General features: G+C 45.3%; 18 protein-coding genes. 6 read left to right on the top strand and 12 right to left on the bottom strand.

The window, feature by feature from the left end:
• Nucleotides 1-11: 11 nt before the first annotated feature.
• The 4 genes from CPIN_RS33725 to CPIN_RS33740 all read right to left on the bottom strand — a co-directional run bounded on the left by CPIN_RS33725 (nucleotide 12) and on the right by CPIN_RS33740 (nucleotide 4,381).
• Nucleotides 12-758 carry a DeoR/GlpR family DNA-binding transcription regulator gene (locus tag CPIN_RS33725; protein WP_012794373.1) on the bottom strand — a complete coding sequence of 249 codons (747 nt, stop codon included), beginning with the start codon at nucleotides 756-758 and terminating at the stop codon, nucleotides 12-14.
• A 117-nt stretch (nucleotides 759-875) separates the two neighbouring features.
• The gene (locus CPIN_RS33730) at nucleotides 876-2,069 is read right to left on the bottom strand and encodes an anhydro-N-acetylmuramic acid kinase (RefSeq protein WP_012794374.1); all 1,194 of its coding nucleotides are present in this window, start codon (nucleotides 2,067-2,069) and stop codon (nucleotides 876-878) included.
• 5 nt (nucleotides 2,070-2,074) lie between these two features.
• Nucleotides 2,075-2,875 (bottom strand): N-acetylmuramic acid 6-phosphate etherase, encoded by an 801-nt coding sequence (murQ, locus tag CPIN_RS33735; protein WP_012794375.1) that lies wholly within the window; start codon nucleotides 2,873-2,875, stop codon nucleotides 2,075-2,077.
• Between the two features lie 24 nt (nucleotides 2,876-2,899).
• Nucleotides 2,900-4,381 (bottom strand): sodium:solute symporter, encoded by a 1,482-nt coding sequence (locus CPIN_RS33740; RefSeq protein WP_012794376.1) that lies wholly within the window; start codon nucleotides 4,379-4,381, stop codon nucleotides 2,900-2,902.
• A 154-nt stretch (nucleotides 4,382-4,535) separates the two neighbouring features.
• Here CPIN_RS33740 and CPIN_RS33745 point away from each other — a divergent pair, with 154 nt between their 5' ends.
• Nucleotides 4,536-6,983, top strand: coding sequence for a bifunctional glycoside hydrolase family 9 protein/polysaccharide deacetylase (locus CPIN_RS33745; protein ID WP_012794377.1), 2,448 nt, complete (start codon nucleotides 4,536-4,538; stop codon nucleotides 6,981-6,983).
• On the opposite strand, the gene CPIN_RS33750 is transcribed toward CPIN_RS33745, so the two are convergent.
• Nucleotides 6,976-8,223: a glutamate-5-semialdehyde dehydrogenase gene (locus CPIN_RS33750; RefSeq protein ID WP_012794378.1), complete on the bottom strand. Its 1,248-nt coding sequence runs from the start codon at nucleotides 8,221-8,223 to the stop codon at nucleotides 6,976-6,978. The genes CPIN_RS33745 and CPIN_RS33750 overlap by 8 nt on opposite strands.
• Nucleotides 8,224-8,247: 24 nt before the next feature.
• A complete protein-coding gene (gene proB, locus CPIN_RS33755; protein WP_012794379.1) occupies nucleotides 8,248-9,282 on the bottom strand; it encodes a glutamate 5-kinase in 1,035 nt (344 codons plus the stop codon).
• 151 nt (nucleotides 9,283-9,433) lie between these two features.
• On the opposite strand from proB, the gene CPIN_RS33760 reads away from it, so the two are divergent.
• The 5 genes from CPIN_RS33760 (at nucleotide 9,434) to CPIN_RS33785 (ending at nucleotide 15,867) form a co-directional block, all read left to right on the top strand.
• Nucleotides 9,434-11,743: a GH92 family glycosyl hydrolase gene (locus tag CPIN_RS33760; RefSeq protein WP_012794380.1), complete on the top strand. Its 2,310-nt coding sequence runs from the start codon at nucleotides 9,434-9,436 to the stop codon at nucleotides 11,741-11,743.
• 99 nt (nucleotides 11,744-11,842) lie between these two features.
• The gene (locus tag CPIN_RS33765) at nucleotides 11,843-12,355 is read left to right on the top strand and encodes a hypothetical protein (RefSeq protein ID WP_012794381.1); all 513 of its coding nucleotides are present in this window, start codon (nucleotides 11,843-11,845) and stop codon (nucleotides 12,353-12,355) included.
• A gap of 748 nt (nucleotides 12,356-13,103) precedes the next feature.
• Nucleotides 13,104-13,562: a hypothetical protein gene (locus CPIN_RS33770; RefSeq protein WP_012794382.1), complete on the top strand. Its 459-nt coding sequence runs from the start codon at nucleotides 13,104-13,106 to the stop codon at nucleotides 13,560-13,562.
• An 819-nt stretch (nucleotides 13,563-14,381) separates the two neighbouring features.
• A complete protein-coding gene (locus CPIN_RS33780; protein WP_012794384.1) occupies nucleotides 14,382-15,218 on the top strand; it encodes a sensor histidine kinase in 837 nt (278 codons plus the stop codon).
• On the top strand, nucleotides 15,190-15,867 hold the full coding sequence (locus tag CPIN_RS33785; protein WP_012794385.1) for a response regulator transcription factor: 678 nt from the start codon (nucleotides 15,190-15,192) through the stop codon (nucleotides 15,865-15,867). The genes CPIN_RS33780 and CPIN_RS33785 overlap by 29 nt, the downstream gene beginning before the upstream one ends.
• Here CPIN_RS33785 and CPIN_RS33790 read toward each other — a convergent pair.
• From CPIN_RS33790 to kduI, 6 genes are all read right to left on the bottom strand, one after another.
• On the bottom strand, nucleotides 15,864-17,120 hold the full coding sequence (locus tag CPIN_RS33790) for a DUF2264 domain-containing protein (protein WP_012794386.1): 1,257 nt from the start codon (nucleotides 17,118-17,120) through the stop codon (nucleotides 15,864-15,866). The two genes, CPIN_RS33785 and CPIN_RS33790, sit on opposite strands and share 4 nt — an antisense overlap.
• A complete protein-coding gene (locus CPIN_RS33795; RefSeq protein WP_012794387.1) occupies nucleotides 17,120-18,319 on the bottom strand; it encodes a glycoside hydrolase family 88 protein in 1,200 nt (399 codons plus the stop codon). The genes CPIN_RS33790 and CPIN_RS33795 overlap by 1 nt, the downstream gene beginning before the upstream one ends.
• 123 nt (nucleotides 18,320-18,442) lie before the next feature.
• Entirely contained in the window at nucleotides 18,443-19,510 is a 1,068-nt protein-coding gene (locus CPIN_RS33800) for a LacI family DNA-binding transcriptional regulator (protein WP_012794388.1), read from the bottom strand.
• A gap of 22 nt (nucleotides 19,511-19,532) precedes the next feature.
• Nucleotides 19,533-20,297 carry an SDR family oxidoreductase gene (locus CPIN_RS33805; protein ID WP_187294795.1) on the bottom strand — a complete coding sequence of 255 codons (765 nt, stop codon included), beginning with the start codon at nucleotides 20,295-20,297 and terminating at the stop codon, nucleotides 19,533-19,535.
• Nucleotides 20,298-20,319: 22 nt separating this feature from the next.
• Entirely contained in the window at nucleotides 20,320-21,459 is a 1,140-nt protein-coding gene (locus CPIN_RS33810) for a BT3233 family polysaccharide utilization protein (RefSeq protein WP_012794390.1), read from the bottom strand.
• A 6-nt stretch (nucleotides 21,460-21,465) separates the two neighbouring features.
• On the bottom strand, nucleotides 21,466-22,302 hold the full coding sequence (gene kduI / locus CPIN_RS33815; RefSeq protein ID WP_012794391.1) for a 5-dehydro-4-deoxy-D-glucuronate isomerase: 837 nt from the start codon (nucleotides 22,300-22,302) through the stop codon (nucleotides 21,466-21,468).
• Nucleotides 22,303-22,449: the final 147 nt, after the last annotated feature.

Below are 22,449 nucleotides of genomic sequence, written 5' to 3' on the forward strand. Positions count from 1 at the left end.
TGGCTGTTTTATTATAAAATCTGAATACCCTTTTTCCTGTATGACTGCAATTTCTTAGAATCGGGAGGCAGCTCGGTAATTAATACATCGATCTCTTCTGCATCACAGATCTTTAATTGTTCTGATGTGTCGATCTTTTCTGAAATAGACAATACCACCACCTTCTTGGCAGTGCTGATCATAGCTCGTTTTACCTGTACAACGTCCCAGTCATTGTCTGTCAGTCCGTCTTCTGCGTCTATTGCGTTATTACCCAGAAAGCACAGATCCGCTTTGATCATTTTTATCTTTGAAATCGCTTCTCCCCCTACGGTGATCTTAGATCCTTTGGATAATTTATCCCCTATCACAATTACTTCTATGTTCGGATGATTCGCATATTCAAAAGCAGCAGGCAGGCTAACGGTAATAAAAGTAGCCTGCAGATCTCTCGGCAGTACCCGCGCCAGTTCGGCAATAGTAGTACCACCTGTAGTTAATACAAACATGCCGTCATGTATAAGCTGAACGGCTTTTAATGCAATGGTCTTTTTATCTTCTACGGCATATACATCCTGGGATGCAATACCCTGATGAAATGAATTCGATAACGCGCCGCCATGTACTTTGATGATCTTTCCCTCCTGCGCCAACTCTGCAAGATCACGACGGATGGTATCTTCTGATACCTGTATCTGTTCGCTGAGATGGGAAGACAACACCTTGTTGTGCAGGTTTACCTGGTGAAGTATATAAGCGAGGCGTTCTTCCTTTAACATCAGGCAATCAATTTGGTTGAATATAAGATTGAATTTCTGCAAAAAAACGCAGAAAACAAAATATAAACCCGCATTTTTTTGCTTCTTTAATGCAGGTTTCCAGAAAACAGTGCGGGTTTATGCAGGAAATGATATCTTACCCATGGTAACAGCAGGCATTCCTGGCCTACCAAAGTTGATGCCTTCGCCTGCTATCGCTTCATTAGCCAGTATTGCAAACAATACCGCCTCTTTTGCATCTCCGGCTATACCCAGTTCTCCAGTAGTTCGCAACTGTAATCTTGGCAAACGTTCTTTTATCCATCCCATCAGTAATGGGTTGTGTGCGCCGCCACCACTGGCGTATACCGCATAATCACTATCTTCGCGTAACACACTCTTCAGTGCATCCGTAATCGTATCTGCACTGAAACGGGTCAGGGTAGCCAGCATATCATAAGGTGATATCTCATTGGTACCACTTTTCAGTTGTGCTTGTTGTACATATGCTTTGCTGAATAATTCAGGTCCTGTCGTACGTGGAAACGGTTCTTTAAAGAAGGAATTATCCTTGAGGGCTGATAATAACTTTTCATCTACAACACCCTGCTTTGCAAACAATGCATCCTTGTCATATTCCACCTGGAAATACGTTCTTGCAAAAGCATCCAGTAAAGTATTACCCGGCCCTGTATCTGTTACAAAAACACCGGATGCTGCCAGATCTCCTGGTAAAAAAGTGAAGTTGGCAATCCCTCCCATATTCAACATCACCCTGTCTTCTCCCTGCCTGGAAAACAGACAATAATCTCCATACAATGCCAATGGAGCGCCTTCTCCACCTGCTGCTATGTGCTTCTGCCTGAAATCGCTGAAGGTGATAATACCCGTCTTTACAGCAATATGATCTCCATCCACAATTTGTAAAGTAGCGTTCGGGAAGTCCGGCAACTGATGTAATATCTTCGGACTATGATAAACCGTCTGCCCATGTGATGCGATCAGATCTACTTCCTTCGGAGATATTCCCCATTCAGACAAACATTCCAATATCCACTTTGCGTGCAGATCGGCCAGCCAGGGATGAAGCAGACAAAGTTGCTGAAAAGGAATAGTGTCTTTTGCGAACACTTTCCTGATTGCATCTTTCACGGCTACCGGGTAAGTCACCGTGTCAAACTTTTCCAGTGTAACACGTGTCTCCATTCCGCTGCCGCTGATCGCACATAATGCCACATCCAATCCGTCCAGCGAGGTACCTGACATCAGTCCGATGATACGTCTTACCGGCTTTTCCGCAATTGTAAATAGTTGCCGTAGATTGCTGTTCATACTGTTTATTTTCTGCCTTCAATGGCCGCTCTTACACTGCCTTTTTCTGCTATCAGCTGACGAGCCGTAGCCTCGTCTACATTCAATTCACTCATCACCATCCGCGTTGCGCGATCCACCAGTTTATGATTGCTCAGCTGCATATCTACCATCTTATTCCCCTTTACCCTTCCTAACTGTATCATTACTGAGGTAGAGATCATATTCAGTATAAGTTTCTGTGCGGTACCAGATTTCATGCGGGTACTGCCGGTCAGAAACTCTGCACCTACTTCCGCTTCTACAGGATATTGTACCTCAGCTGCCAGCGGACTCCCCACATTACAGGTAACACATCCGGTGACAATACCTCTCTCCCTCATTGCCTTTACACCACCAATCACATAAGGCGTTGTGCCTGATGCAGCGATACCTATGACTACATCTTTCTCATTAATATGATAATTATCCAGGTCTTTTGCTGCCTGTTGCGTATCATCTTCTGCAAACTCTACAGCCTTCCGGATAGCCGTATCGCCTCCTGCGATAATACCTATGACCATTTCATGCGGCACGCCAAATGTCGGCGGACATTCGGACGCATCCAGTATACCTAAGCGACCGCTGGTACCTGCTCCTATATAAAACAGGCGACCTCCCTGCTTCATCTTTTCAACTGTTGCAGTAACCAGTAATTCTATTTGTGGAATTGCTTTTGCCACTGCCAGCGGAACCGTGATATCTTCACTATTGATCCCTTCCAACAGGGCGCGAACACTCATCTTCTCCAGATTATTAAAATGGGAAGACATTTCTGTAGTAAGCATAGCGTTAACTTTAAAATTTATGGATCAGGATACCAGACCTCTTTTTTGAAAATCTTTAGAGCACAGCCACAACCCGATGAACATGAGCAAGCCGTTGATGATTAACAATTCCAGACCTATTTTATAACCGCCGAAGATATACTGCTGGAAGTACTCCAGACCAAAGCATAATATTGGTGCAGCAATCGCTATCTGTGGTACCATATCGTCATTTACCGTACGTTTTGTCAGAATGCCAAATGCAAATAAACCAAGTAAAGGTCCGTATGTATAAGAAGCTACTTTCAGAATTACAGAGATCATACTTGAGCTGTCAATCTGCCTAAATATCAGCACGACAACCATGAATATAACGGTGAATCCAAGATGTACAACCCTTCTGATATTCTTTTTCTGCTGCTCAGATCTTGGTCTGCCAGTTTGCAGATTCAGTATATCAATACAGAAAGAAGATGTCAATGCAGTGATTGCACCATCCGCACTCGGGAACAATGCAGAGATCAGTGCAATGATGAAAATAATAGAAATGGCCGGTGGCATATACCGCGCATCCAGGGCTAATGTCGGGAATAACTTATCTGCGGATGCTGTTACGTTAATCTGCTCTGCAAACAGGTATAACAGTCCGCCGAGGAACAGGAAGAGGATAATCACGACCACAAAGATCACACTCAGGGTCATCACATTTTTCTGTGCATCTACCAGTCTTTTTACGGATATGTTCTTCTGCATCATTTCCTGGTCCATACCAGTCATAGTGATGGTTATAAACGCCCCACCCAGTACCTGTTTCAGAAAGAAGTGCGGACTATTCGGATCCCAGAAGAAGATCTGGGACATACCTTTGTCACTCATTGCCTGCAGACTTGTACCCACACTCAGGTCCAGGTGATTCAGGATATAGATGATACAGATCACCAGGCCAGACAGCATACAGGTCGTCTGTAAGGTATCAGTATATACAATTGTCTTCACCCCTCCTTCAAATGTATACAACAGTATCATCATCAGAATGATCAGTGTGGTGAGCCAGAAAGGAACAGTGAACTGATTACCGAAAGTCTCCTGCAACAGATTCTGAAGGATATTTACAACGAGATATAAACGTGCGGTCGCTCCCAGTGTCCTGGATAATATGAAAAAGGAAGCTCCCGTTTTATAAGACCTGACGCCGAAACGCGTATTGAAGTAATTATAGATAGAAGTCAACTGAAGCCGGTAATACAAGGGCAGTAATACAAACGCGATCACTACATACCCCAGCATATTGCCGAAAGCTACCTGTAAATACGAGAATGCTGTTTTCCCCACATCTCCGGGCACACTCACAAAGGTCACTCCGCTCAGCGAGGTACCAATCATACCAAAGGCTACCAGCATCCAGTTACTGTTACGGTTGCCTATAAAGAAGGATTCATTATTGGAATTTCTGCCGGTATACCAGGCTACCACTAATAATATAAAAAAATATGCAATGACGATCGAGAACAAGAGGCCTGCTGTCATACCCGGGAATTATTATTTCAGTTGATAAAAACCTGCATAAAAACGCACATTCACGTTTAAATATAAACACAAAAACGCAAAATATCTAGTATTTGTATGCAGAAAAACGAATTAATTTATATTTTCACAGTACTTCAACCAAAACCGCGTGTATATGAAAAAGCTGCTCTTGCTGGTATTATCCACATTTATCAGCCATCCCCTTCTTGCGGACCTGATACGTATCAATCAACTCGGATATGCCCCCCGAGGCAGCAAGGTTGCGGTCTGGTGCAGTAAAGAACAAGATACATTAAAATATTTTGAACTGGTCAACGCCGTCACCGGCAAAGTGGAGTATAAAGGAAAGGCAGGCAGGGCCGCAGGTGCTTATGGTCCGTTCACCCAAACTTCCCGGCTGGATTTCTCCTCTTTCACGTCGCCCGGGCAATATTATCTGCAAACCGCAAAAGCAAAATCCCCCGCCTTTCTCATCAGCGACAATGCTTATAAAGGAGCAGCCGACTTTTGTCTGCGATATATGCGTCAGCAACGTAGCGGTTTCAATCCTTTCCTGAAAGACTCCTGCCACACACATGATGGCTTTCCGGTATACAGTCCGGATACCACATTTATCCCCGTTTCGGGAGGCTGGCACGATGCATCTGATTATCTGCAATACGTCACCACTTCCGCTAACGCTACCTGGCACCTGCTGGCTGCCTGGCGTGACTTCCCAGGGGTATTTTCAGACTCATTACAAGCAAACGGACTCGCTGGCGGTAATGGTATAGCCGATGTATTAGACGAGGCAAAATGGGGCCTGGATTGGCTCATTAAAATGAATCCACGGGACGACAGGATGTATAATCAGATAGGGGATGACAGAGATCATCAGGGAATGCGTATTCCTAAACAGGATACAAACTTTTATGGCCGCGGACTCGAACGTCCTGTCTATTTCTGTATCGGCGAACCTCAGGGATTGCTGAAATATAAAAACCGGGCTACCGGCACAGCTTCCACAGCCGGGAAATTTAGCAGCTGCTTCGCCCTCGGACAACAGTTATTCACAAACATCTATACCAGCTATGCTGATAGCCTTGGTCATAAGGCCAAAGCCGCCTATGCTTTCGGTATGGCCAAACCAGGCGTTTGTCAGACCGCCCCTGGACGCTCTCCCTATTTCTATGAAGAAGATAACTGGACAGATGATATGGAGCTGGCAGCCGCTTCCCTGGGAAAAGAATACCTCTCCAATGCGCTGGACTTTGCCCACCAGGAACCAGTCACTCCCTGGTTAGGAAAAGATACTGCCCGCCATTATCAATGGTATCCCTTCATTAACCAGGGCCATGCAGAACTTGCCAGACAAGTGAAAGGTCCGCAGAGAGATACACTGATCCGTTATTACCGGGAAGGAATAGACCGGGTATGGCAGAAAGCTTCCAGGAATGCATTTTACCGGGGTATTCCATTTATCTGGTGTAGCAATAACCTCACAGTTGCCTTTGCCATACAATGTTACTGGTACCGGGAGCTGAGCGGTGATAATACTTATCTCCAGCTTGAACAGGCCTGCTTCGACTGGATCTTCGGATGTAATCCCTGGGGTACTGCTATGGTATATGGATTACCCGCACACGGCGATACACCTACAGATCCCCATTCCTCTTTTACACACCTGAAACAGTATCCTATTGACGGCGGACTGGTAGACGGTCCGGTATATACCAATATCTTCAAAAACCTGATCGGTATCCGGTTGCAGGATGTGGATGAATATGCCGCATTCCAGAGTGACCTGGCCGTATACCACGATGACTATGGCGATTACAGTACCAATGAACCGACGATGGACGGTACCGCGGTACTGATCTATCTGCTGGCAGCACAGGAACATGCTGCAAGAGAAAAAGGATACACAGTTACACAAGGTGGTATCACCAGGATGGATAGTTCACACAAGGAAATCGCGCTGGTTTTTACGGCAGATGAATTCGGAGAAGGACTATCATCCATCACACAAACTTTAAAACAGGGAAAGCTCAAAGGTTCCTTTTTCTTCACAGGTAATTTTTACCGCAATCCACTCTTCAGATCAGGTATTCAACGATTGTATAAAGAAGGGCACTATCTCGGCCCACATTCAGATAAACACCTTTTGTATTGCGATTGGAAAAAAAGGGATAGTCTGCTGATAACACAGCAACAATTCACAAACGATATGCACAACAACCTCGTTGTAATGCAGGAACTTGGTATCGATACCGGTAAAGTGAACTGCTTTATTCCTCCCTATGAATGGTGGAATGACAGCGTTGCTGCCTGGTCGGCAAACCTAGGCTTACAGATTGTCTGCTTTACACCGGGTACCGGTAGTAATGCAGATTATACATATCCTGAAATGGGAAAAACCTACAAAAGCAGCAAAACGATCATTCAGTCTGTAAAGACTTTTGAGCAGCAGAGAGCGGGAAAACTGAATGGCGTTATACTGCTGATCCATGCAGGGACAGATCCCCGGAGAAGGGATAAACTGTACCTGCATTTACAACAGCTGATTAAATATCTTAAACAAAAAGGATATCGCTTTAAAAGGGTCGATGAGGGTACTATCTGACCTGGCCGTCGCCTCTGACGAACCATTTTTCTGTCACCAGTTTCTCTAAAGCAAAAGGTCCGCGTGCGTGCAACTTCTGTGTAGAGATGCCTATCTCAGCGCCCAATCCGAATACGCCACCATCTGTAAACCTGGTGGAAGCATTCACATAGACAGCCGCTGCATCCACCTCATTCAGAAAGCGTTCGCTGAGTACTGTATCCTGTGATACGATAGCTTCAGAATGTTTGGATGAATATTCCTGTATGTGTTGCAGGGCATCCTCTAATCCATCTACAACTTTCACTGAACACTTATAATCGAGGAATTCCCGTCCGAAATCAGCCGGTGTAGCCTTGATCAGGTAAGGATATTCCAACGCCTGTAACAGGTTGAAAGATAGTTCATCTGCAAAGATCTCCACATCATAATCCTGTAAGGAATCAGCCAGCTGACGCAGTAACTCAGGTGCCACCTCTTTATCGACCAACACTGTATCCAGCGCATTACATACGGATGGACGGGATACTTTTGCATTGGTAATAATAGCGCTGGCCTTCTTCAGGTCTGCAGTCTTTTCCACATATGTATGACAAACACCTGCCCCTGTTTCGATAACAGGTACTTTGGAATTTGCGCGTACATAGTCGATCAGCTGCTGTGAACCACGCGGGATAATGATGTCAATATATTTAACAGCTGTCAGCATTTCACCGATCAGCGCTCTGTCGACCGGTAATAACTGTACTGCATTGGGATCCGCATTAAATTCCTTCAGCACCTGCTGTATCAGGTCGACCAGGATAATATTGGTATGGAATGCGTCTGTACCGCCACGCAGCACCGCCACATTCCCCGATCTGATACAGAGTGCCGCTACATCCAGTGTAACGTTCGGTCTTGATTCATATATAACGCCTACCACACCCAGGGGTACGGTACGTTTCTGTACCTGCAATCCATTGTCCAGCGTTCTTTCAACCAGTAACTGATTGGCCGGGTCCTGCAGACCAGCTATATCATTCAGGCTATCGGCCAGCTGTTTGATACGGGCAGTATTTAATAATAAACGGTCTTTTTTGGGGTCCTGATCAGACATCTTATCCAGGTCCTTTTTATTCTCCGCAACAATCGCATCGGTATGTGCTTCCACCACGGTGGAAAGCTTCCGCAGCAATTCCTGCTTTTGCGCATCTGGCAGTGTCTTCAGGGAGCGGGTAGCTGCCTGTGCCTTCTCCAGTAAAGGTTGTATAGATTCCATCTTCCGGTATTTTAAAACAATTGTTTATAACAACACGATATCGTCAGCATGTGCGATCTCCAGGTTCTGCACCTTGCCTTCATCTGACAGCAGGTCGGAGGAAACTTTCGCACGCGCCACCGCTATAACATTATGTTCTTCATCGACGATCTCAAACACCTCTCCGCCTTCAAATCTCTCCAGCACGGTCAGAACACCTACTGCCAGCAAACTACGTCTTTTCTGCAGAGCTGCGAGCGCACCCTCGTCTACCAGTACACGACCGGTTACAAGGCTGCCGCTGGCCAGCCATTTCTTGCGGGCAGGCATACTACATTCCTGCGGCAGACATAAAGTACCGGTATTACCGGCGATAGCGTTCAGGATACCATCAGTAGTATGGATACCGAATATCACTACTTTAATCCCCATACGGGTAGCCAGTCGGGCAAAAGTAAGCTTGGATACCATGCCTCCCAGGCCCAGATTGGACTTTTTAGTGTCTGCCAGTGACAGGATAGACTCATCGATCGCTTCTATCTTGGGAACGACCTTTCCTTCCCTGTCCAGGACACCTCCTACAGAAGTGCTGAACAGTAGCATACTGGCGCCAAAGCCCACGGCTATCAGGGTCGCCAGTTCGTCGTTATCTGAAAATTTCAGTTCCAGGTCGCTTACTACATCATTCTCATTTGCGACGGGGATCACGCCACTGGTCCATAATTCCTCATATGTCTTCTTTAGCTGAAGAAACTGCGCCCTGTTGCTGAAATGCCTCCGTTCACAAAGGCTTTGAGCAATGGCAATGTCATATGGCGAGAAATAACGGGCATATTTGCTTAGCAGCAAGGGGTTACCTATCGCTGCCGCTGCCTTACGTTCGCTCATCGTACCTCCATAATTCTTAAGGTACTTCTTACCTGCAGCCACGGCCCCTGATGACACTAATACGATATTGTATTCATCCTTAAGATCGGCTACCTGCCTGGCTATTGAAGCCACTATTGTTTCATCCAGCTCCCCATTTTCATGCGTAATGGAGGCTGTCCCAAATTTTATTACTAATATCGGTTTTGTCACTGCTCGCTGAATTTGCCGACAAAATATTGAAAATGCCTCATTTTTTCATTATTTACATTTCATTTAAACTCTTTTACCCGGCTGTGACAAGTCGTTTACCCCGGAACTTTTATTTTGCGGGGTTATCTAATCGCTAAAATACACATTGACAATGGGCGCACGTTTGGTTACTCGTCTTTCATTAATCACTGCATTATCATTATGCACGCAGCTTTCCCTGCAGGCCCAGGACAAGAACCTGGTGCAGTATGTTAAACCTATTATCGGTACGGAGAAGATGGGACATACCTATCCCGGAGCCACTGTACCATTCGGAATGGTGCAACTGAGCCCGGAAACAGATACCCTCCCGTATGAGATGAACGGCCGCTACAACCCGGACGTTTATAAATACTGTGCAGGATACCAGTATGTAGATAAAACCATTACAGGCTTCAGCCATACGCACTTCAGCGGTACGGGCCACTCTGATCTGGGAGATTTCCTGATCATGCCGACTACCGGTAAGCTGCTCCTGAACCCTGGTACAGCGACAAATCCGGAAACAGGTTATCGCTCTACCTTCTCACATGATAACGAAGTAGCCGAAGCGGACTACTATAAAGTAAAACTCGATAAATATAATATCACGGCCGAACTGACCACCACCAACCGTGTGGGCTTTCACCAGTATACCTTTGCCGAAGCGACAGACCAGGCGCATATCATCCTGGACCTGATGGCGGGCATCTATAACTATGGCAACAAGAATGTATGGACATTCGTAAGAGTAGAAAACGATACGCTGATCACCGGTTATCGTCAGACTAACGGATGGGCGCGTACGAGGACAGAATATTTTGCAATGTCCTTCTCCAAACCGATCTCTCAGTATGGTCATCAGAACTATGCAAATGATGTATACAAGGGTTTCTGGCGCAAGTTTGATGTAGCGCACAACTTCCCCGAAATGGCCGGCCGTCAGATCAGGGCCTGGTTTGATTTCAAAGTGCAGGCAGGTGAAAAAATCAAGATCAAGTTTGCCCTGTCTCCGGTAAGCACCGAAGGAGCACTGGCTAACCTGCGTGCGGAAATACCAGGATGGGATTTCGATAAAGTAAAACAGGATGGTCAGGCACAATGGAACAAAGAACTGCATAAAGTGACTGCTCAGCTGAACAGCAATGACGAGATGATTAATTTCTATACGGCGATGTACCACGCCTTTCTCAGTCCTACCACTTACATGGACATTGATGGCAGCTACCGTGGCCTGGATCAGAATAATCATAAAGCAGAAGGCTTTACCAACTATACGACTTTCTCTCTGTGGGATACTTACAGAGCACTGCATCCTTTATTCAACGTTATCCAGCCTAAGCGTAACGCTGACATGGTACAGTCTCTGCTTGCACACTATGACCAAAGCGTACAGCATATGTTACCGGTATGGTCTCATTATGCTAATGAGAACTGGTGTATGATCGGTTATCACAGCGTATCACTGATAGCAGATGCCATCATCAAAGGCAACGCGCCTTTTGATCAGGAAAAAGCACTGGAAGCCTGTGTAACAACAGCAAGACATCGTAGCTACGATGGGATCGGTTATTACATTGACAAAGGTTATGTACCGGAAGATAAGAGCGGTGCATCAGTATCCAAAACACTGGAATATGCATATGATGACTGGTGTATCGCACAGATCGCAAAGAAACTGGGCAAACAGGATATCTATGACGAATTTATCAAACGCTCTCTGAACTATAGCAATGTATATGACGCCAGCATTGGTTACATGCGCCCACGCCTGAATGATGGTACTTTCCGTGTTGCTTTCGATCCGCTGAAGACCGACAACCAGGGCTTCATTGAAGGAAATGCATGGAACTACAGCCTGTATGTACCACAATACCCTGCACAGCTGATTGAGCTGAACGGTGGTAAAAAACGCTTCTCTAAACACCTGGATTCTCTGTTCACCATGCACCTGCCTGATGAATTCTTTGCAGAAACAGAAGATATCACCCGTGACGGTATCATCGGTAACTACGTACATGGTAACGAACCATCTCACCACGTGGCTTACCTTTACAACTGGACTGGCGAAGCATGGAAAACACAGGAAAGAGTGCGTATGATCCTGAAGAAAATGTACCATCCAGGTGCAGATGGTCTGGGAGGAAACGATGACTGCGGACAAATGAGCGCATGGTACATCTTTACCTCTCTGGGCTTCTATCCTGTATGTCCGGGATCAGATGAATACATCCTGGGTAGCCCTGCTGTAAAAGAAGCGAGTATTCAGCTGGAAAATGGTAAGACATTTACAGTAGAAGCGATCAATCAGAGTGACAAAAACGTATATGTACAGAAAGTGACCCTGAATGGTCAGCCTGTAACAAGAAATGCTATCAGCCATGCTGATATCATGAACGGAGGCCGTCTGGTATTCCAGATGGGCGCCAAATCAAAGAAATAGTCATTACCCGCATAAATGAAAGGGACGGATAAGAGGGAAATGCCTCTTGTTCGTCCCTTTTACTTTTTTGTGTAAATTTATAAGTACTAACCCATACATATGAAAGCGATGCCACCCTCTTACAGCTTCAGGTTCCACAACCTGGGCATTGGTGAAATACAGCTTGGAAAAAAGCCGGAACACATTCCGGGCATGTTACCTTTTCCCTCTTATGACTGTAAAAGCCATTTCCGCGTCTATCCGGATCCCGCTCACTATCATGCCTTTACTGGTACCGCCAGAGGCACAATTGAACGGGATGACACCGGTATTGACCTGCAATACCTATTCACCGGTATCAATGAAAGCGGATTCATAAACCGTATTTTTCTGTATCCACAGGAGGCCAACAAACAACTGGCATGGCGATTGAGCCAGTTATACGGCGAACCGTCCACCGGTCAGGCGCTGGCAGGAACGAAGAATGCCTGGATTACAGACAGCGAAACAGAGATAACACTATTCAGTCCAGCGGATGATAAAACAGCAGATACTGTCATTGCTTTTCGCTTCTTTCATGATCTTCCGGCATTGAAGGAGTATATCATTGAAGGCAGCACGAAGTTGAAGTAATACAAAAGAAAAGGCCTGCTAAAAAGCAGGCCAGTTATGGTACTTTGGGGGGGACAATACAATTAGGGTTTTCAAAGGGTACAATATTTTAAATCAGCATTCAGGCTTAATTGCCTTCTCAATATTAGAGAAAATAAAGTTGATCTGACCTTCATGGAGAACGTAAACGAAGAATGCAGCACACATCCTTGAGTTACCTGTTATAACACGCAAAAAAACCACGGTATAGCAAAACGCCTGTGACTCACACCAATAGCGCATTTTAAAGCGATAATTAACTGATAAACAGTATTTCCATTAGAGGTAAGTGGGGATAAAAAACCGGCAATAAATCAAGAGGAAATGTAGATTTACGCAAATACAAACTGCGTAAATCACTGTTGTTATATAACCGATGTTTCCCGGTAAGAAATCAGCCAATTTTCGATTGTTATATAATAAGGGGGACATTCTGAACAAAAGCACACAGAAAAATCAGCAGTTACATGTGATTTTTTTTCACCACCGGTATTATGCGGTAAATTTATACCGATATTCACGCAGTTTTAACTTCATATTAATACGAAATAAAAGCATAAATACACGGATTTTATATTAGATAAAACTATATATGATCTGATTATATAGTAATTATAAATTTCTCATGTTTGTAATGTTATGATAATCATAAACTTACAGCGAAATGCCCATGTTTTTAAACCTAGTTTTAGGTTGTTAACGAGATCAATAAACCTAAAATACATATCTTATGTCAGCCGCAAAAATCATGAAAGCAGGTCAGTTCGTAGATAACAAGCATGTGTCAATGTTACGAGAAAACTATAGAGAAAACAGATGGAGAGCTAATTCTGAGCGTCTTGGAAAACCTGATTCTCTGAGCGTATGGTACAGCCTGGACGAGCTGAAGCAATATATCGAGACTGCAGAAGCGGCAGGTGCAGATGGCATCAGGGTTTATTTCGGGGCATACCCATCCGTTTTCCCGGAAAACGTCTTACTCGAGGACAGACAGACAATAGCTTTTGTTGCTACACAGCAGAAAGCTAGTCAGACCGGTAAAACCGAAAATAAAGACATGTATGTTTCTACACCAAACGGACCGGAGATAATAGCATTCAACTTCGGATTGCCTTGTCCACCCTACTGTACAGGCGATCCAAAAAGACCTGTTCACAAAATTGCAGAGCTGCAGCTTTCCAAAATGTAACGTTTCCCCATCCATATAAAATCATGTTCTAAGCCTGCCGGATATACCATCCGGCAGTTTTTTTAATAGGCATGAAACTATCTTATCTCCACTTTTACTAATTTACCATCCGCATTAAAGTCATTAGTAACAGTTTAAACATCTGCCACCAATAATCTATGTCCTGCGTACATACATGCTCGTGTTTTCTCATACGTCTCTATATCAGTTACCTATGCATGTATTAATCATTATTATCTGTTTTATCACGGCATTGCTGGCTAAACTTCAGAAAGATCCTCCGCGGTACCTGAACTCGTTCATTATATATATACTGGTGACTATTATTGTGGAAGTTGTGGCCTGGTGGTATAGCATTCATAACATACGAAACCTGATCTTTTATAACTTATATGCAATCATCAACTTTACCTATCTGATCTTCCTGCTCCGTTCCTTTATGACAAATGCGAGACTGGTCAAGGTAATGGGAGTATTAATGTTTGCATATCCGATATTGGCACTGATTAACCTGCTGCTCATTCAGGGAACTAACACCATTTTTAATACTTATACTTTCCTATCGGGTTGTGTCATAGTAGTAACAGCCAGTGTCTGCTACTTCTATGAACGTATTAAATATCCAGGACCGCATAGCTTACTAAAGGAACCCCCGTTCTGGGTATCCACTGGTTTGCTCTTTTTTTACACCTGCAGTCCGCCACTGACGGGAGTTATCAATGCCATATCATTAATGCCATTTTATAACTTAAAGACACTTTATTTCATCAACCTTATGGTAAATATTATCCTATATTTATTGTTTAGCATTTCGTTCATATGCAATCTGATTTTCAGGAGGTATTCCTAGTCATTTTTACGTCCCTCTTCCTGCTTGTCTTACTGGTGGGCTTCATTGTTATTATGTTGATACTGAATCAAAAAAGCAGGCAGGCACAGGCGCAGGAACTTAGGCTGATGAAAGAAAGGTATGAACAGGAACTATTGAAATCACAACTGGAAATCCAGGAAAATGTATTTGGTCACCTTTCCCAGGAAATACATGATAATATCGGACAGTCGCTCACCTTCGTAGCACTTTCCCTGTTAACCGTACCAGTTGAAAATAACAGTGAGGCACATGAATATATAGAAGAGAGCAGAAAAGCTTTACAGAAAGCGATCACAGAATTAAGAGATCTTTCCCGCAGTTTACACACAGACCGCGTTACTGAAATAGGCCTTGCCAACTCTATCGACTTCGAGCTGGAGAGACTGAAAAGGACCAATTTGTACGAAACTTCTTTTAATTTTGCCGACGTAAGGAACCTGCTGGACCATCAGACCGAGATTATACTTTTCCGCATTGTACAGGAAATGCTCAATAACATTGTCAAACATGCAAAAGCCACTAAGGTAGAAGTCCGGCTTTCCCATAAAACAGATATCATCATTCTGGAAATCAAGGATAATGGTGTAGGCTTCGATCCTGAAGCACTGTTTGCAAAACAGGAAAGATTGAAAGGCCTTGGGTTAATGAACATAAAAAAACGGGCCTCCCTGATAGGAGGCACATTCCATATCAATAGTGCGAAAAATAGCGGAACAGCCATTCGGATCACTATACCCATAAACAAAGAGTCATTACATGAGCATAACCAGGAAAGCGAAATATAGTGTTGCTATTGCCGACGACCATGTACTGGTAAGAAAAGCGCTTGGCAGGCTGATTAATACTTTTACGGATTACTTCATCCTCTTTGAAGCCAGCAACGGCGAAGAAGTAATCAAGATCATCAATAACCGTGAGTTACAGTTACCTGATATACTCATACTTGACGTGAACATGCCAGGCATGAACGGTTACGAAACCGCTGCCTGGATCAATAACCATTTCCCTCAGATCAAAGTACTCGCGCTCTCAATGCTCAATGATGAGTCGGTCATTATCAAAATGCTTAAATCAGGTGCAAAAGGTTATATCATGAAGAATGTAGAACCGGATGATCTCAAAGAAGCATTTGATTCTATTATAAAGAAAGACTTTTATCTGCCCGATTATATCTCCGGAAAAGTCATCTCCGGTCTGCAGAAAGACGTATTATCTCTCAGTGAGAAGATCGAACTGACGCCAAAGGAAAAGACATTCCTGCAATTCCTCTGTACCGAACTTTCTTACAAGGAAATTGCCCAGAAAATGTTCGTCAGTCCACGTACCATCGATGATTATAAAAGCAGCCTCTGCGACAAACTGAAGGTAAAGACCCGCGTCGGACTCGTCATCTTCGGTATCAGATACGGTCTGATAGATATTAACACAGACTAAAGCGCATGATCTTTTTTTACTGCCTTACCCGACCATGCTTTTTGGGCCGTCCACTCTTCCGGAGCCGCTGTCCAGAAAGTATGGTCTGCCGGCAGCCCCAATGCTAAAAATCCCGTCGTACAGAGGTATAAACTGCCCGTAGAAGTATACACATCCGCTATCTCCGGCTGATGTCCGCAAAAACCCAGCTGCAACCAGCCTTTCTTATCAAACGTACCTTCCGCTTCAAATATCCGCTTTATCACAGCTGTTAATGCCGCTCTTACCTGACCCGGTGTCAGCGTAGCGGGTAACTGCTCATGTAAGGCCAGCTGTACCAATGGCTGAAAAACCGCATTACGGTAAGTCATAGAACGTCCCACAACCGGGAATGTACCTTCCGGAGAGATCTGCCGCTCCTGTATCTCCCCGTAACGCTGCATCCTGCTAATAGCCTGCTCATAGTCTTTCAGCGGCGCTTTGCGGGCGTCTGACAAGACCTTCAATATATCTGTCAGCATCGGCTGAATCACAAAACCATTGTAATAATCAAAGTGGAAATCCGTCCCGTCTCCGTACATCCCGTCACCTTTATACCACTCCTGGTGTTTCTTCACCGCATAATCCACCCGCATACCGTCCCACTCCTCTCCAAATAACAATAATGCCGCCTCTATGATACCCGCAAACAACAGCCAGTTATTATACCCCGGTCGAATGCTGCGCAGGCTTTTGAAGCCCGCTATTACCTGTTGTTTCACCGTATCGGGTAAGGGCTGCCATAGCTGTTTGGGGGCGCGGATAAATGCATGTGCCAGAAAGGCGCCATCTACCAGCGGCTGGCCATCAAACTGTCCCGTAAAATTCATCTGATCGGGACCGCCAGGTTGCACTCCCTGTGCGGTTGCCTTCAACGCATATTCGATAAAACGAGCCCTTATTTTGCCCTCTTCTGTTCCATCTGCACCCAGTTCCAGCCAGGGAGCAATACCGGCCATAGTACGGCCAAAAACCTCTAAATAAGTCACTTTTTCCACAGGCTTGTTATATCCCGGCGCTACCTCCAGCGGCATCTGCTGACGTAGTTGTCCTGCGCTCAGTGATTTCATGACCGGCTCCGCAATACGGGCCAGCAACTGTACCCAATACTCACGGTCTGCCTGTATTGCAACAATTCCTGCCGGCTTACTATCAGCCAGCAGGAATTGTCCTGGTTGTACCGCCCCTGCCATACCGGCCAGGGGAAAAGCTTTTATAAAATGACGTCTGTGCATTATTTAGCCCATTGCTTGTACCGTAATAGTGCTTCTACAAAGTAATAATCTGCATAAGTCAGTGGTACATCCACTTCTGATTTATGTGGAATGGATCCTACACTGTGCATCAGGATGAAGTTGTTATTCTCTCCCTCTTTCGCCAGGTAAGCCGGACTCGCCAGACTTTCCAGCATTTTCTCCGCAGCATTCCAGTAACGTGTGGAAGTCGCCCCTTTCGTGTAACGGCTCAGTTCCAGTAATGCAGATGCTGCTACCGCACCTGCTGAAGCATCTCTCGGTGCATTCGGAATGCCAGGCGCATCGTAGTCCCAGTAAGGGATCAGATCTTCCGGCATACGCGGATGATTCAGGATATAATCAGCAATATGCTGCGCCTGTGCCAGATAAGCTTTGTCTTTGGTATCACGATACATCATGGTGTAACCATACAGGCCCCATGCTTGTCCACGGGACCAGGCAGATGTATCATTTGCACCCTGTGCTGTATTTCTGGCCAGTACAGCACCGGTGGTACTGTCATAACCAATTACATGATAAGAACTGTAGTCTTTTCTATAATGATGTTTAATAGTTGTATTCGCATGTGTACGTGCAATACGGTCAAAAGAAGGATCCTTGCTCACACGGGTCGCCCAGTTCAGCAACTCCAGGTTCATCATATTATCAATGATCACCGGAAACTGCCATTTGCCATGATCCCATGATTTGATGCAACCTACTTTGGGATTAAAGCGGGTAGACAAGGAACGCGCACTTGTCAGCAACACTTCTTTATACTTCGGATCTTTAGTAATACGATATGCGTTTCCTGCGCTGCAATACAACATAAATCCAAGGTCATGCGTCCCTTTATTATTCTTCTCTACCTCCACCTGTGCCGTACGTTTCAATGCTTCCTGCTTCAGGGTATTATCTTTGGAATATTCATACAAATACCACAGTGTACCGGGATAAAAACCTGCGGTCCACCAATTCGTCTTTGCTGTAACAAAACTGCCATCTTCATTATTGGTTGTACGTGGCAATACGCTGTCAGGCACATGCTGCATCATCAGCTTGTACTGACGTACTGCCAAGTCCAGCGTTTTGTTGGCAGTAGCAATGAGTTCCTGTTTTCGGTTGCTCTGCTGAGCATACCCTGTTGTAATGGCGCCCGTAAGCAGGCATGTACAGAATAGGAGTGATAGTTTTTTCATCTCGTGTAATTTTATTACCCGCACTACAAATTGTACGGTTATTAACCAATTATTTCTACGCAATCGTTTGCATATATGTATAAAAGAAAAGCAGGGTTGCTGTTGATTAACAGCAACCCTACCCTATTTTACTTTCTTTTTACTACTTGTTTTTCTTGTAGCAACAGTCGTCGCCGAAGACGCACGCTCTATCAGTTTGATAGGCACGATCTCTTCTGAATAACGCTGTGGATTGGATACCGGTTGCTGCATCAGATCGAGTAATGCAGCTGCTACACGCTCTCCCATCAATGACGGGAACTGATCCACAGACGTGATGGTAGGCGTAATAATTTCTGCACGCGGATCATTGGAATAACCCACTATTTTAATATCCTCCGGTACGCGCAGATTCAGTTTGCGGCAATACTCAAGGATAGTAATCGCAGTTGTATCATTGGCAGCAAATACGCCATCGGGCCAGGGCTGTTTGGCAAAGATCTTCTCACACGCCTGTTGTGCATTCTCTTTCGTGAGTTCGTGATAGAACACACGCGATTTCTTGAATGGTATCTTATGCTTACGCAAGGCGTTTTTGTATCCTGCCACGCGATCTACATAAAGACTACAGGTCAGTGGTCCGGAGATATGTACAATATCTTTACATCCCTTTTCTATCAGGTGTTCCGTTACAGTATATCCGCCGAGATAATCATCTCCCCTCACCACTTTCGCCTGATAATCTTTCGGCACACGGTCAAAGAATACCAGGGGTATATTGTTATCCTTGAAGATATCAAAGTGAGAAAAGTCTGTTGTATACAAGGTACTGGAAACAGCCAGTGCATCGATCCTGGTGGAATATAATGTCTCCGCCAGCGCGATCTCCTGTTCCAGCGAATCATTCGACTGACAGATCAGCACATGATAGCCATGTTCATACAGTTTGTTCTGAATAACGGTACTGATCGTAGCAGGAAAGAACATAGAAATACGGGGTACGACCAGTCCGATAGTCCGGCTCTTGCTGTTACGCAAACCCGCGGCCATTGCATTGGGACGATAACCCAGCTTGTTCGCCATCTTCTTCACCTTTTCCTTTGTCTTGACACTGATATTCGGATGATTGTTCAGCGCGCGGGAAACGGTAGATATGGAGAGTTTCAGCTCTTCCGCAATGTCAACGATTGTCTTTTCAGTTCTTTTGCTCATAGATCAGTATAAAGGTGTTGTTTTAACGCCCCATCCATCCTCCGTCAACAGTCAGTATCGTGCCATGTACATAGTCAGCCGCCGCAGATGCCAGGAATACAACCGGTCCTTTAAAATCGGCTGGTTCTCCCCATCTGCCTGCAGGGATACGCTCCAATATAGAAGCACTGCGTTTTTCATCTGCACGTAATGCAGCTGTATTGTCGGTAGCGATATATCCCGGTGCTATTGCATTCACATTGATCCCCTTACCTGCCCATTCATTGGCGAATGCCTTCACCAGTGAACCTACAGCTCCTTTACTGGCGGCATATCCGGGCACATTGATACCTCCCTGGAAGGTGAGTAGCGATGCTGTAAAGATAATCTTTCCGCTGCCTCGTTCGATCATTCCTTTACCGATTTCACGGGTAAGAATAAACTGCGCATTCAGATTGATATTGATCACTTCATCCCAGTATTCGTCAGGATGTTCTGCCGCTGGTTTCCGGAGAATAGTGCCGGCATTATTCACCAGTATATCCACTACAGGATGATTGGTATGTACTTCTTTCACAAAGGCATAAAGCGCTTCCCGGCTTCCCAGATCACACTGGTAACCGTAGAATTGCCGGCCTGTCGCCTTCACCGCTTTCTCCACTTCACTTCCTTCTTTTTCCAGTGAGGCGGATACACCGATAACATCCGCGCCTGCTTCTGCCAGCGCTACCGCCATCCCCATACCAATGCCTCTTTTACACCCTGTTACCAGGGCGGTCTTACCTGTCAGATCAAAAGATTGTAAGATCATAAATAGCAATAGAATTTTACTAGTTGATGTTAATTTCCAGTGGAGAAGCCTGTTTGGCGGCAAATGTCTGCAGATAAGCAAACCATGCTGCCGCACTGGTATAATACCCTGCCTTATTCCATGCAGCGCCGAAATAATACACAAACGAAGCTTTCCCACTCGCCTTTGCTGTTGCCAGCAAATGCTGATCTGTCACCTTCATATGTCCCTTCTGCACTGGTACAACCAGTCCAAGACCTGTAATACCATCAGCGCCATGTTCAGGTTCCCAGTATCCCAGGACACCTGTCTTTTCGTCCAGCAATAAGGTGCCGGGATCAGCACGTTTTACAATACCTGCTGCTACCGATAGACTATCCCCCTGCTGCAACGTATACAACACGCTCATTTTATTCAATTGTGCACCGGCATCCAGGGAGATCGTTTTGACTACGGCAACCGTTTTGCCGTCTACCTGCCAGGGTTCATATCCCAACTGGAAAGTACAACGTAACGGACCGCTATCCAGCACTTTCCACGTCCTGTAATTTTTGGGGAAATAGAGGGAGTCATGCAGATAAGGTGCTATATCACCGCCTCCCAGGGTCATACCTACATGATAGTAATCCAGTCCCTGACCGTTGTCATGGTGATAGTCGTTCGTCTTGTACCACCTGTTCAATACCAGATCAGGCGTACGTTTCGTCCAGACGTCTATACCATGCGCATTTTCTGCCGGGAAATTCTCCAGGGCGGCGCCATACATACGGAATGCAATGCAGTCGTTCTCCCAGGCAAAATCATCCTTGCGCTCAGGTACATAACGTGCGTAAGTACGTGGTTTTACAACTGCCGGCTGACCAGCAACCGCCGATATAATAACACTTTTATGCGCAGGTACGCTTACCTGTACCAGCAGCAACTGTGGCTGAGGAGAACCCTCATAAGCGATCTGGTAAGGCACTTCCTTTCCGGTTTGTTTATTCACCAGTTTAAAGGCGCCCGTCAGACGGCCAAGATTTGTATAAGGTATTTCAACGATCTCCTCCATACGGGAGATCGCAGAAGTATTTTTGATGGTAATGCTTACCGGAGCTGCTTTACCATTACCCGTAGAATTAGCCAGCAGCACGGAATGCCATCCACCTGCTGCCATTAACAGTAATAATATCCGCTTCATGAATGACTATTTGAGATCAGGTATTGCACATACATCCATATCCCCATAATCCAGGTTCTCGCCCGCCATCCCCCAGATGAAAGTATAGTTGCTGGTACCAGCGCCGGAGTGAACAGACCAGGGCGGAGAAATAACCGCCTGCTCATTCTGCATCCAGATATGCCGGGTTTCCTGCGGCTGGCCCCAGAAATGGCAGACAGATTGCCCCTGTGGCACTTCGAAATAGAAATAGACTTCCATACGTCTGTCATGCGTATGTGCAGGCATGGTGTTCCATACACTGCCAGGTTTGAGTTCAGTCATCCCCATCTGCAACTGGCAGGTAGGCAATACTGTGCTGACAAGCAGCTTATTGATAGTACGGTGATTAGATGTTTCCATCGCACCAAGTGTCACTACTTCCGCATCTTTACGGGTCACATGGCGACTCGGATATTCATGATGTGCAGGTGTTGAATTCAGGTAGAACTTCGCCGGCGCGGCACTGTCTTTACTGCTGAAAGACACTTCCTTCTTCCCTTTACCCACATACAGCGCTTCTTTAAAGCCGATTTCAAAGGTTTCACCATCCACTGTTACCACTCCGGCACCACCCACATTGATGATCCCCAGCTCTCTCCTTTCCAGGAAATAAGCCGCCTTGAACTGATCAGGAGCAGTCAGTTGCAATGGTTTCGTAACCGGGAAAATACCACCTGTAACAAAGCGGTCATAGTGACTGTATACCAGTTTAATCTCATCCTGTACGAACAGCTGTTCAATCAAAAGTTCCTTTCTGGTCTGGGCTGTATTCCAGCTCATTACCTCCGCCGGACTAGAGGCGTACCTGGTTTCTGCAGTCATATTACGACATATTAGGTTTGGAAATGATAATAAATTATGGGGATGCTTGTATCAGTGCACCTTTTTCATAACCTGGATGAAAGATACCGCTTAATACGGAAAATTGCAAACGTTTGCATAAAATGCCGGCAAACCCAAAACTGCTAA

The organism is Chitinophaga pinensis DSM 2588 (assembly GCF_000024005.1).
Lineage (GTDB): Bacteria > Bacteroidota > Bacteroidia > Chitinophagales > Chitinophagaceae > Chitinophaga > Chitinophaga pinensis.